We start from the raw sequence: 12,420 nt of genomic DNA, 5'->3' as shown, positions 1-12,420 counted from the left end.
GCAATGCTTGCGCCCTGGGGCGCAAGCATTGCGCCCCTACACCTACCTACCTTTCAGTTGAACGTTTGGAGGATTTATATTTTGCAATCCCCTAAATTAGGCTGAATAATTTTCCTCTAAAATCGTTAAACTTCCCTCTCTTCTGAAAGATAATATTCGCCCTAATCTCAAAAGTAAGGATTAAAAATGCCCCATAGTCTCATCATCAACCTAGTTCCCACCTCCCCAATTTACCCGCAATTCCTCACGGGTAGACATCTCCATGCTCTATTTCTAACCCTCATTAATTCCGTTAACCCAGAATTGGCGACCTTTTTACATGAACAGAAGAGTGAAAAAGCCTTTACCCTCAGTCCCCTGCAAATCAGCTATTCCTCGCAAAATGCCGGTCACTTGTTGCAATGGCAGCACAATAAATCCATTCCCAAGGGGATGGGTTGTTGGTGGCGGGTTTCTCTGTTAGATGATGGTTTATTTAACAACTTGATGCAGCTTTGGTTAAATCTGAATCCAGAACAACCTTGGCATTTAGGGGCGGCAAATTTGCAGATCACTCGGATTTTGGGGACCCCACAGGTAACTCAGCCTTGGGCGAATTTTTGCAGTTATGAGGAGTTATATGAACAGGCATCGGATAGTCAACGGAAAATTGAGATGGTTTTCTGTACGCCGACGGCTTTTCGCCAGGGTCAATATGATTCCTGTTTGCCAACCCGAGAATGTTTATTTAATAGTTTGCTGCACCGTTGGAATAAATATAGTCAAATTCCCCTGGCTGAGTCTTTGACGGAGTACGTTTTTCCCACTTATGTGAATATTCACTCGGAGATTATTAGCGATAAACGGAGTAAGTTTATTGGCTGTGTGGGGGGAATGGGATATTCGATTTTAGGGGAGGCTTCGCCGCAAATTATCAAGGATATTAATGTTTTAGCCGATTTTGCCCTCTACAGTGGTGCGGGACGGAAAACGCCGATGGGGATGGGGATGATTCGGCGATTAAATGGGTCTTGATTGGAGGCGATCGCCAGCAACAACCGACGGATTTTTAAATAACGATCGGGCGCTTCTCGAAGCGCCGCTACAGGCCGTTTCAACCCAATGTAGGGGCGCTTCGGGAAGCGCCAGATCGCCTATCCACAAATTAAACTCATGAACAATTCTGATTACATTACCATTGCTGCACTCAATCAATATGCTTATTGTCCCCATCGCTGTTGGCGGATGTTTTGTGCGGGGGAATTTCGGGACAATCACTACACCTTGGAAGGAACCGATTTACATGAACGGGTGCATACCCTGGGAGAGGGAAATCGGGAGGAAGTCTGGCAAGTTCGGGCGATTTGGTTGAAGTCGGAACGGTATCAACTGATTGGCAAGGCGGATTTAATTGAATCCGTGGAGGGGGAAGTTTATCCGATTGAATATAAGCGGGGAAAGAAAGGAAAATGGGATAATGATGAGTTACAAGTTTGCGCTCAAGCCTTATGTTTAGAGGAAATGATGGGGAAAACCATTGAGCGCGGGTATGTGTATTATGCCCAAACTCGGCGACGGCAAGCAGTGGAGATTACGGAGGAGTTGCGACAGGAGGCGATCGCAACTTTAGAAGCTATTTCTAACCTCCTCCAAACTGGAACCATGCCACCCCCTATCTATACCAAACGTTGTCGTGGTTGTAGTTTATTTCGCCAATGTTTGCCTCAAGCGGCGGACAAAGTTAAAGGCTATCAAGAAGCGAGTTAATTGGGTCAATTATGAAGCCTTTTTCTGGTTCCTTGAGCCGGAGGACCCCACCCTAACCCTCCCCTTGCCAAGGGGAGGGGACCGGAGGTGGATTAGGGAGAATTCAGAAGGCTTTTTCTGGTTCTTTGCGCCGGAGGACCCCACCCTAACCCTCCCCTTGCCAAGGGGAGGGGACCGGAGGTGGATTTTGGGACAATCGACGGAGGACCCCACCCTAACCCTCCCCTTGGCAAGGGGAGGGGACCGGAGGTGGATTAGGGAGAATTGAGAAACCTTTTTCAATGAGCCTGCGAAGGCAGGCTTCGTCCGTATAGCCCCACCCTTTAGGGTGTGGGTTCAAGTTCTTAGATTGAAATTAGGAGAAAATTGTGGGAACGGTTTATATTACTCAAGATGACTGTTTTATTGGCAAAACTGATGAGCGGTTAAATATTCGGGCTAACAAGCAAAAATTGCTGGATGTGCCGTTAATTAATATCGAAGGGGTGGTAATTATGGGACGGGCTACTGTTTCCCCCGCAGTGGTGACGGAACTGCTCAATCGCCATATTCCCTTGAGTTTTTTAACCACAACGGGACGATATTTAGGACGATTAGAACCGGAACTGACTAAGAATATTTTTGTCCGCAAAGCCCAATGGCAAGCAGCGGGAGAAACGGAGAAATCCCTGCATTTGGTGCGCGGGTTTATTCGGGGGAAACTCAAGAACTATCGGACTGCTTTGTTACGCAAACAGCGAGAACGAACCGATGTGAATTTCCAAACCGCAACGGACCGCCTGAAACAGATTCTTTCTTCCCTAACATCAACCGCCACTATTGATTCCTTGCGCGGATTAGAAGGGGCTGGAAGTGCTGCCTATTTCCAATGTTTTGATGCCTTAATTCGGAGCGAAGGGTTCAGCTTTGAAGCCCGTCGCCGTCGTCCTCCCACGGACCCGGTGAATGCTCTGCTCAGTTTAGGCTATTCTTTACTCAGCCATGATATCCAGAGTGCAGTGAATATTGTGGGATTTGACCCCTATCTCGGATATCTGCACGTTGAACGCTATGGACGCCCGTCTTTAGCCCTAGATTTGATGGAAGAATTTCGCCCAATTGTGGTCGATGCGATGGTGTTGAATGCGATTAATAAGCACATCATTACTCCAGCGGAATTTACCACGGAACCGATTAGCAATGCCGTCTCTTTGACTCCAGAAGCCTTGCGAACCTTTCTGCGACTCTATGAACAGAAAAAACAGTCGGATTTCACCCACCCCGTGATGGGGAAAAAATGTACCTATCAGGAATCCTTTGAAATTCAAGGACGACTGATGGCGAAGTATTTGATGGAAGAAATCGACCAATATCCGCCCTTGGTGTTGAAATAATCGTCCCCTCCCTGGGAATTGGCGCAACTGCCGGTTCATGAGGAGGGATTGGGGTGAATTTGCAGAACAGTTGGGAGAAGGATGATGTATGTTGTGATTGCTTACGATATTTCCGAGGACAAACGACGCACGAAAATTCACAATATTCTCAAGTCCTATGGACAATGGGTGCAATTTTCGATGTTTGAGTGCGATTTGAACCAGACTCAGTACCAGAGACTGCGGATGCGCCTGAGTAAACAAATCAAACCCGATGAGGACAATATTCGATTTTTCTTCCTCTGCGCCTGCTGCCAAGGTAAAATAGAACGCATCGGGGGAGTAGAACCGAGGGACTCGACTATCTTTTTTGCCTAAGATTCAGCGCGAACCCCTAGCTGTAAAAAAGAAGGGGGCAAAATTTGGGGCTGAAATCCCGACGGGATAAGGCGTTAAGTGCTTTTCCCCCTTCCAGCCGGTTCGCGCAAATCCTGAAAGCTATATGGAGCAATGATTTGAGAGGAAAATGAATTTGACCTATTTACAAGTTGGCGGCTGTAATGGTATCTTTAATCTAGGTTCGCGCAAATGCACCTTGAAAACTGCATATACCAAGGGTTTCAACCACGGGCCGTCCCAATGACCTCTAATCCCTTTCAGGGATTGAAACTTCTGCATCCCACTCATCGTCCTGTTCGTGCGGAACAGGTCCCAATGACCTCTAATCCCTTTCAGGGATTGAAACTCCGGGGAGATGAGAACAGAAATCCCAATGAACGAAGTCCCAATGACCTCTAATCCCTTTCAGGGATTGAAACGGGGATGTACCCCAAGGCGGTGACTGCCTGAGCAAAAGTCCCAATGACCTCTAATCCCTTTCAGGGATTGAAACATCTTTATGTAATTGAGGAATTGCTCCCATTCCAGTCCCAATGACCTCTAATCCCTTTCAGGGATTGAAACGCTTCCGTTTTCTTGCCTTCTGTTTTCCCTCGGCGTCCCAATGACCTCTAATCCCTTTCAGGGATTGAAACAGGCCAAATTAAGGGAAGCAGACGGAGGCTTGGGTCCCAATGACCTCTAATCCCTTTCAGGGATTGAAACCCAATACATAAGCGGATTCTCCTAATTGATTAGTTGTCCCAATGACCTCTAATCCCTTTCAGGGATTGAAACTATTCCTCTCTGGTAACCCAGACAATAGTTACACAATGTCCCAATGACCTCTAATCCCTTTCAGGGATTGAAACTATAAAGTTCCCAAACGCTCGTGAAATATGGGTTTAGTCCCAATGACCTCTAATCCCTTTCAGGGATTGAAACGGGAAATTCGGGTCAAGATAAATTACATCCTCCACGTCCCAATGACCTCTAATCCCTTTCAGGGATTGAAACGATTACTTTTAGTCCGTACAGAGAAACTTCTTCGGCTGTCCCAATGACCTCTAATCCCTTTCAGGGATTGAAACTCGTCTAAAGCCAGCAAGGGAGAAATAGTGGTAAAAGTCCCAATGACCTCTAATCCCTTTCAGGGATTGAAACTCTGCTAATCCTACTTTCCCTTACAAAGAAAATTGTCCCAATGACCTCTAATCCCTTTCAGGGATTGAAACCCTGCCCTATCCGGCCATCAATCAGGAGTAGTTGACAAGTCCCAATGACCTCTAATCCCTTTCAGGGATTGAAACGATGATGAGTTGCGCGTCTGTGGTGAACATCAACGTCCCAATGACCTCTAATCCCTTTCAGGGATTGAAACTGGAAACTCGACATACTCAATTTGATTCACTATGGTCCCAATGACCTCTAATCCCTTTCAGGGATTGAAACCTAGACCTAATAACCTCTAGCATTGGGCGATTTATTGAGGTCCCAATGACCTCTAATCCCTTTCAGGGATTGAAACATTCCCCAGGAAGTATTGGATATCGTCGGCATTGAATACGTCCCAATGACCTCTAATCCCTTTCAGGGATTGAAACGGATGATTAACGCTTTTTAGGCTGAATCCCGGGTCCCAATGACCTCTAATCCCTTTCAGGGATTGAAACAGGAATCAGAGGATGAGTACGGGGAAGCACCACAGAGTCCCAATGACCTCTAATCCCTTTCAGGGATTGAAACAGCCTAGCTAAAGGCGGCTTCCCAGGTAAATCTAGTCGTCCCAATGACCTCTAATCCCTTTCAGGGATTGAAACTAATGATTTTGGCAATTACTTGGATACTGGAGAGAGTCCCAATGACCTCTAATCCCTTTCAGGGATTGAAACAACATAAAGCCCGCCATTGTAGCGGGCCATAGCACAAGTCCCAATGACCTCTAATCCCTTTCAGGGATTGAAACACTGTTTGCACAACTCCCGCTAATGCTGCTTGCAAGTCCCAATGACCTCTAATCCCTTTCAGGGATTGAAACTTTCTAAATGGCTTTAGATTTTTTACATGGTATCAGGTCCCAATGACCTCTAATCCCTTTCAGGGATTGAAACGTAACGTGCCTTTACCTGTGCTTCGGCTTTATGAAGGGTCCCAATGACCTCTAATCCCTTTCAGGGATTGAAACAGAATCCCTGCCTGGGGTCACCCTAACATCGCGTCCCAATGACCTCTAATCCCTTTCAGGGATTGAAACCTGTATTCCCTGGGTTGAATTTGCCTTAGACTTTGTCCCAATGACCTCTAATCCCTTTCAGGGATTGAAACCCAATCCGTCTATTCAATTAACCAACAATGAATGGTCCCAATGACCTCTAATCCCTTTCAGGGATTGAAACCAAGCGATGTAAACCGGGAGGAAGCTAGGACATCTGGTCCCAATGACCTCTAATCCCTTTCAGGGATTGAAACTGGATTCTCAATTTCAAACTTGGCTTTCGCAGCAACAGTCCCAATGACCTCTAATCCCTTTCAGGGATTGAAACCAGGCAACTAGATGGCCGACTTGGGAAGAGGTTACGTCCCAATGACCTCTAATCCCTTTCAGGGATTGAAACATCGAGGAGAGAATCTTGATCGCCCTCCGGTTGCTCGTCCCAATGACCTCTAATCCCTTTCAGGGATTGAAACCGCTGTAAATCGGTGGCAAGAATTATCGCCTCAGCGTCCCAATGACCTCTAATCCCTTTCAGGGATTGAAACCCATCATCCACTCGGTGAAGAATTTTGTTTCTTCGGTCCCAATGACCTCTAATCCCTTTCAGGGATTGAAACTCTGTTACCGGCAACACGATAGAAGATTGCACGGGTCCCAATGACCTCTAATCCCTTTCAGGGATTGAAACAAACTGCACCAATTCGGTAATCACATTCGGGTCTGTGTCCCAATGACCTCTAATCCCTTTCAGGGATTGAAACTGAGTACCCTTCTCAAAAAGATATCACAGAAGTTAGTCCCAATGACCTCTAATCCCTTTCAGGGATTGAAACAGACTAATTCTAAAGAAGTTGACCGCTTTCTGAAAGGTCCCAATGACCTCTAATCCCTTTCAGGGATTGAAACCGAAGTTTTCGTGCTTAGGGAAGAGATTAATAACCGTCAGGTCCCAATGACCTCTAATCCCTTTCAGGGATTGAAACTTATGGGATGACATGAAAACACCGGACCGATCGCCTCCAAATTCCTCCATATCCCTCTTCTCAGACTGCGATCGCCCCGGTGCTATTTCTCACGTTTCCCTGAATTAGGGTAAATTCTCGGGACCTGCTCCGATGATGCCTACTTTGTGCCGGAATGTGAGTTCGCCTCCGAACCACCCGGTTACTCCCAATAGGCTGGCTACAATCAGTGAAAGAACCAATCCCCACGGTAAAATTGGTGCAGCAGGGTCTCCTAGTCGCGTCCACATATTGATGATACTCAGCAGCAGCACGCCAATATTGCCAATCATGTGAATCCATCCGGCGCTGCGAGCCCGGACTCGTTTGATTTTTACGAAATCAAACATTCCTGTGAGACCCGCAGCGACTCCACTGATGATTCCTCCGACAATCAGCCAAAATGACGCTTTGGCCCAAAATAAATCGGTTGTTCCCAAATACACCACATCGCTAATTAAAGCAGAAATCAGTAACCCGATCGGCATGGTGACAATCACGGGGTGGATCGGATGACCGGCAATGGATAGTTTACTGGTCACACCGGAATCCAAATACTCTTCATCTTTGGTTTCAATCACCGGAGGAATATTCGGATAAGGGGATATTCTTCTTTCGCTTGTTTCCATAATCTCTTTTGTTAACAGCCACTTTTTAACAAATTAGGAGCGAATACTCTAGGCGATGCTTGGCTCACCCGTATTCGCTCCTAATTTAAGCTGCCTTAGTTGTAAGTCCTCTTCCCCTCACCTTAAATCCACCTAATGGCAGATTTAATCCCCTCCAAAGGGAATAATTTTATCCCTTTGGACCGAACCATTCTGGGGTAAAACTCCCATGCAATCCATAAGGAACATGATGTTTGAGGTGCAATCGGGCAGTCGGTCCTCGGGTCAAATCTTCCGCATCTAATATCACCAAATCAGAACGATGGTGTGCCGCATCATACATCAGCACCAGCAACCATCCATCATCTTCCCGGGTTCCCCCAGGACGCGGAACGAACACGGGTTCCCCAGCAAAACCGCGCGGGGCGGCACTCCAAATCTGTTGGGTTTGGGTTTGAAAGTCCAGTTTTAACACCGCCTGCAAGGGGGCATTTCCCTGGGATGCATGGGCAGTCCCGATATACAAATAACGATTGGGTCGGCCTACTTGCTCTGGATGCAGGGAAGGAAACTCACAGCATCGGGTTTCTATGACCTGATGCTGCACCGTTTCAGTTTCTAAATTCACCTGAAATCGCCACAACTGACCCGCAGGAACGGTATCAAAATCAACCTCGCGAAAATCTCCATCGGGGTCAGTAGAGGGGAATGAGTCATAACAGATGGAATCGATAAAGATTTCCCCGTTTTCTTCCCAAGCATTGGCATGATGGAAAACAAAGCAAGGTTCGGTTTCAATGATTTTGACTGCTGATTTCCCATCCCGAGGAATTAAAATGATTTGGGTTTTTTCATGGGGATTAAAGTCGATACATTGACCGGGACTGCGCCATCCCAATAGAAAAGGTAATGGATTAAACCGGACGGGATTTTGGAAAAAGATACAGTAATTCGGGGTGATTACCATGTCATGGAGGAAGGCAAACCCAGGAATACTGTGAGAATGTTGTCGCACCACTTCCCCGGTGGGGTTGAGTTCATAAATGGTGATGGTGCTTGAAGGGCCGGGTTTAACGGCAAAATTGACCAGGCAAGGTGCACCGCCATCTTGTTGAGAATGGGGGTCAATGCGGGGATGAGCGGCGAAGGCATCTCCCGGGTTTAATGTGCCTTGAATGGTGTCTAATCCTAGGGTTTCTAGGGTATGAGGGTCGAGGCGATGGGGTTGGGCGGCTTCCCACAAGGCGAGGAGTTTGTTTCCCCAATAAATGACGTTGGTATTGGCAATATTTTTAATGTTGAAGTTAAAGATATTGGCTAACCATCCCCCGGGTTTTTGAGTGCCGAAGACGCCGCGATAGAGGATTTTTCCGGCTTTTTGTTCGGCGAGATAGCCTTCGGTTTGGACGAAGCGGTTGCTAAAGTGGGCGCGTCCTTTATTGATGGCAATTTTGCAGATCATGCCATCGCCATCGAAGGGGTGATGGATGGATTCGCCGTTAATATCGAGGAGTCCGGGACCGTTTTTAAAGAAGGTGCCTTGGAGTTCGGGGGGGATTTCTCCTTCGATGTCTTCAATCCAGTAGTCAAATTCCCTAGGTTGGGATTCGTAGCCTTTTTGCCAGTCTTGGCGAGTATAGGATTGGTTGGAGGAGAGGTTTTGGGGTTGACGGTTTTGGAGTTGCATGAGGTTGAGAGGAATTTCGGGTGATTTTTGGGTGGGTTAATGTTAGTTGTGGTGGTTTGGGGTAATGTTTGTAGGGGGAATTAATCCGGAAACGAGTGAAGTCGTTACTACGAACAATCCGGAAACGACTGAAGTCGTGACGTTGAACTTAAGAGAAGATAACGACTGAAGTCGTTACTACGAACTAAGAAAGATAACGACTGAAGTCGTTACTACGAACTAAGAAAGATAACGACTGAAGTCGTTACTACGAACTGGGGAGTACATGGGTTAATTTTGGGTGTTAAGAAATTAAGCAGAGGGTTCTAGTTCGGGGACTTGTTCGGGTTGTAAGGGTTCGATCGCCCCTGCATGATCCGGACTTAATCTCGACATATCTTCATACTGCCGGTTCTCGTCGGAAAAGGTAGATGGATTGTCTCCAGCATCACCGTCTGGTAGCCATTTAATGAAGATTAACGGTAACAGGGTGGTGAGGTTGGTAATCACCACTAATAGCCAGAGTTTGTCAAAGTTGGTTTCTGTCACTTCTAACAGATGCATCAGCAATGCACCTTCTTCGTATGACAGCAGTCCCGCTAGGTTGGTGACGGACATTAATAGGGCGAATAAGGTGGCTTCGACTCCTGGGGGGCACAGTCTGGCGGCGAGGACTAGGACTGGCATATAGGCGATTTGTCCCATAACGGTGAGGATTAAGCTATCGCCGATGCTAAACCAATGGTCATCGATACCGATCGCCCGGTTGGCATGGGTCACCAGTAACAAGGTTGTCATCCCTAATGTCGCCGATAGCAGGGTGGACCACCAAAAGATTCGCCGGAAGGGAATGGTTTTAAAAAAGCGTTGGAACAGCCAAATCCCCACTAAGGATGCCAAACTGGTGACGAGTCGCACTTTCCCTAAAAATTCGGGGTGAAATCCCAGTTCGTTGGTGGTGAAGTAAAAGAAGGCGGAATCACTCGATGGGGTTGCCTGCCAGATAAATAGGAAGGCAGTGGGTAACCAAATCGCTTTTTGAGCGATCGCCCGTTTGAGTTGACTCACTTGTTCTTTGACTTGCACCAACCCAGTCACATCCTCCCCCACTCGTTCCTCGGCAATCAACCAGGAGACTGCCGAGACGATGGGAGGAAAGGTTGCCGTCATTAAAAATACGGTTTGGGTGCTGAAATGTTCCAAGAGGGAACCGCTTAAATAGGCGGTAATCAATCCTCCGAGTGCCGAGGAACCCCAACACAAGGATTGCAGGGACCCGGCATGACTTAAAGACTCGTTTCTCGCTCGTTCGACGACGAGGGAATCTACAATCACGTCGCTAACGGCAACAGACAGAGAACTCAGTAACATTAAGGCTGTCGCTTGCCATCCGGTGTTCACCACTGTTGCCATGCCAATCCAGGCGACTGCACCGAATATCCCCGACAGGATGAGATAGGGTCGTCGGCGATACCCAAAAATTGGCAACCCATCGGACATAAAGCCGAACAGGGGTTTGACAATCCAGGGTAAGGCGGCAATCCCCATTAAGGCTGAAACTTCGGCAGGACTTAGCCCCAGTTCGTCTTTTAGGAAGAAACTGACGGCTAACCGCGCTAACCCTAGGATGCCTTGCACGAAGTACACGAGCAAAATGGCAACCAGTTCAGGGGTAGGCTCGTTCCCGAATAAGAGTTTCTCCTTTATTAAGTTTTTGAGTTTGGCTCCATTCGTCGGGGAAGTTAGCATGGGGCTTATTTTCTTAATATTTCTCAATAATTTATAGCATAACTTTATTTTTGCAGGGCTGGCTACTTCTGGGGAGGGAGGTAACCACAGATTTCACGGATTTTCACGGAGGGATGGGGGGAGATGAAGGGAGAGGGGCGTAGAATGGGTGGAGATCTGTTTGGGGGTTGATGGGATGTCTAATCGTAATTCCGGATTTCGGCAGGTTTTGTTGGCGGCGATCGCCTGTGGGTTGGCTATTATTTTGGCGGGTTGTCCTTGGTTATGGGGACCACCGACGGGTTTGGAAAGCCATCTGCTGTTGGGGAATCCGAGTAATGCAACTTGGGACCCGGGGAATGCGGATAATTATTTGATGGAAAAGCCGCAATATGTGTTGTCCTATAATCGCAGTCTGGGGACGGCCAATTGGGCGAGTTGGCAGTTGAATTCATCCTGGTTGGGGAGGGCGGACCGCCAAGATGATTTTAGACCGGATGAATCGTTGCCGGAAGGGTTTTATCAGGTGAGGGCGACGGATTATCGGGGGAGTGGATACGATCGCGGGCATTTGGTGCCTTCGGGCGATCGCACGGCATCGGTTGAGGACAATTCTTCTACATTTGTGATGACGAATATGATTCCCCAATCTCCGGCGAATAATCGGGAAGTGTGGAATGAATTGGAGCAGTATTCCCGCAAGTTGGTAGAGGAAGGGAAGGAGTTGTATATTATTGCGGGACCGGAAGGAAGGGGCAGGGCGATCGCCAATGGTCGAGTCACGGTCCCGCGCTATACTTGGAAGATTATCCTGGTTCTCGATCGCCCCGGCAGTGGATTGAGGGACATTACAGCAGATACGCGGGCGATCGCCATCCGAATGCCCAATACGCAACGGGTAGCAAATACAGCATGGCGGGATTATCGAGTTTCCATCGATGTGTTGGAAGCGGCAACCGGATATGATTTCTTATCTAATCTGCCAGCAGGGATTCAAGAGGCGATCGAGAGTCGGGTAGACAATCTTTAATGATTAGCAAAGGACAAGGCACTGCCTTGTCCTGATGGGGTTAAGTTTCTACAATAGTTGTCTTGAGTCCTACGGTTTTATCTTCAACGGTTCCCAACACATAAACATCAATTTCCACCTCTTTGAGGCGATAAACGATTAAGTCATTCAATTGCTCATTGAGAAAATCAAATAACTGTTGAAAACGGTTTCGGGTTGCTTGTTCCTCTTCGTTGTGCCAGGACTGTTCCCGGAGGGCTGGGGCAAAAAAACGCTCGATTGTCACGGTTTCAACGGAGGTATTTGAGGGGAGATTACTCTGTTCTAAGAGTTGCTCTGGGGTGACATTAGAACAATCATAGGAGACGACTTCCCAGGGATAATCTGCTTCACTCATCCAGAGCAAATCTTGAGTTAGGTTTGCCAGTTTTTCGGTGATTGATTGGGTCATTACTTTGTTTTTTTTAAGGGGATTTGTTGAAGGTAGAGGGTGGGATTTGTCAAGAGGGACCTCTCCCCCCTAACCCCCCTCCCCTGCGAGGGGAGGGGGGAATAAGAAACCTCGCCCTGTCAAGGTGGTAAATTTAATAACGAAAAATCGTTATTTCTTGTAGGGGCGCAATGCTTGCGCCCCAGGGGCGCTTCTCGAAGCGCCCCTACAAGAGGTAAATTTAATAACGAAAAATCGTTATTTCTTGTAGGGGCGCAATGCTTGCG

General features: G+C 47.5%; 9 protein-coding genes and 1 CRISPR repeat array. Of the genes, 5 read left to right on the top strand and 4 right to left on the bottom strand.

Features of this window, described 5'->3' with window-relative positions; genetic code table 11:
• Nucleotides 1-186 precede the first annotated feature (186 nt).
• From cas6 to cas2, 4 genes are all read left to right on the top strand, one after another.
• The gene (gene cas6 / locus NG833_RS03490; protein ID WP_254563942.1) at nucleotides 187-1,014 is read left to right on the top strand and encodes a CRISPR-associated endoribonuclease Cas6; all 828 of its coding nucleotides are present in this window, start codon (nucleotides 187-189) and stop codon (nucleotides 1,012-1,014) included.
• A gap of 138 nt (nucleotides 1,015-1,152) precedes the next feature.
• A complete protein-coding gene (cas4, locus tag NG833_RS03485) occupies nucleotides 1,153-1,746 on the top strand; it encodes a CRISPR-associated protein Cas4 (protein ID WP_254563941.1) in 594 nt (197 codons plus the stop codon).
• A 368-nt stretch (nucleotides 1,747-2,114) separates the two neighbouring features.
• Nucleotides 2,115-3,119 carry a type I-D CRISPR-associated endonuclease Cas1d gene (gene cas1d / locus NG833_RS03480; protein ID WP_254563940.1) on the top strand — a complete coding sequence of 335 codons (1,005 nt, stop codon included), beginning with the start codon at nucleotides 2,115-2,117 and terminating at the stop codon, nucleotides 3,117-3,119.
• Nucleotides 3,120-3,200: 81 nt separating this feature from the next.
• A complete protein-coding gene (cas2, locus tag NG833_RS03475) occupies nucleotides 3,201-3,476 on the top strand; it encodes a CRISPR-associated endonuclease Cas2 (protein WP_368006319.1) in 276 nt (91 codons plus the stop codon).
• 255 nt (nucleotides 3,477-3,731) lie between these two features.
• Nucleotides 3,732-6,674: a CRISPR direct-repeat array (repeat unit 37 nt; unit sequence GTCCCAATGACCTCTAATCCCTTTCAGGGATTGAAAC).
• A 104-nt stretch (nucleotides 6,675-6,778) separates the two neighbouring features.
• Here cas2 and NG833_RS03470 read toward each other — a convergent pair.
• The 3 genes from NG833_RS03470 to NG833_RS03460 form a co-directional block, all read right to left on the bottom strand.
• Nucleotides 6,779-7,321 (bottom strand): DUF2231 domain-containing protein, encoded by a 543-nt coding sequence (locus NG833_RS03470; RefSeq protein WP_254563939.1) that lies wholly within the window; start codon nucleotides 7,319-7,321, stop codon nucleotides 6,779-6,781.
• Nucleotides 7,322-7,490: 169 nt separating this feature from the next.
• Complete coding sequence (locus tag NG833_RS03465) at nucleotides 7,491-8,987, bottom strand: carotenoid oxygenase family protein (RefSeq protein WP_254563938.1); 1,497 nt, start codon at nucleotides 8,985-8,987, stop codon at nucleotides 7,491-7,493.
• A gap of 291 nt (nucleotides 8,988-9,278) precedes the next feature.
• Nucleotides 9,279-10,715, bottom strand: coding sequence for a folate/biopterin family MFS transporter (locus tag NG833_RS03460; RefSeq protein ID WP_254563937.1), 1,437 nt, complete (start codon nucleotides 10,713-10,715; stop codon nucleotides 9,279-9,281).
• 175 nt (nucleotides 10,716-10,890) lie between these two features.
• Here NG833_RS03460 and NG833_RS03455 point away from each other — a divergent pair, with 175 nt between their 5' ends.
• Entirely contained in the window at nucleotides 10,891-11,724 is an 834-nt protein-coding gene (locus tag NG833_RS03455) for a DNA/RNA non-specific endonuclease (protein WP_254563936.1), read from the top strand.
• 40 nt (nucleotides 11,725-11,764) lie between these two features.
• Here the strand turns inward: NG833_RS03455 and NG833_RS03450 are convergent, their stop codons facing one another.
• Nucleotides 11,765-12,154 (bottom strand): nuclease A inhibitor family protein, encoded by a 390-nt coding sequence (locus tag NG833_RS03450; RefSeq protein WP_254563935.1) that lies wholly within the window; start codon nucleotides 12,152-12,154, stop codon nucleotides 11,765-11,767.
• Between the last annotated feature and the right edge of the window lie 266 nt (nucleotides 12,155-12,420).

Source organism: Oscillatoria sp. HE19RPO, from assembly GCF_024220515.1.
Lineage (GTDB): Bacteria > Cyanobacteriota > Cyanobacteriia > Cyanobacteriales > Laspinemataceae > Laspinema.
Note: the sequence above shows the minus strand (reverse complement) of the source record. Positions and strands in the feature narration are given on the sequence as shown.

Coding starts and splice junctions, on each gene's coding strand:
- cas6 (WP_254563942.1), top strand. CDS start 187: ATGCCCCATAGTCTCATCATCAACCTAGTTCCCACCTCCCCAATTTAC.
- cas4 (WP_254563941.1), top strand. CDS start 1,153: ATGAACAATTCTGATTACATTACCATTGCTGCACTCAATCAATATGCT.
- cas2 (WP_368006319.1), top strand. CDS start 3,201: ATGATGTATGTTGTGATTGCTTACGATATTTCCGAGGACAAACGACGC.
- NG833_RS03470 (WP_254563939.1), bottom strand. CDS start 7,321: ATGGAAACAAGCGAAAGAAGAATATCCCCTTATCCGAATATTCCTCCG.
- NG833_RS03465 (WP_254563938.1), bottom strand. CDS start 8,987: ATGCAACTCCAAAACCGTCAACCCCAAAACCTCTCCTCCAACCAATCC.
- NG833_RS03460 (WP_254563937.1), bottom strand. CDS start 10,715: ATGCTAACTTCCCCGACGAATGGAGCCAAACTCAAAAACTTAATAAAG.
- NG833_RS03455 (WP_254563936.1), top strand. CDS start 10,891: ATGTCTAATCGTAATTCCGGATTTCGGCAGGTTTTGTTGGCGGCGATC.
- NG833_RS03450 (WP_254563935.1), bottom strand. CDS start 12,154: ATGACCCAATCAATCACCGAAAAACTGGCAAACCTAACTCAAGATTTG.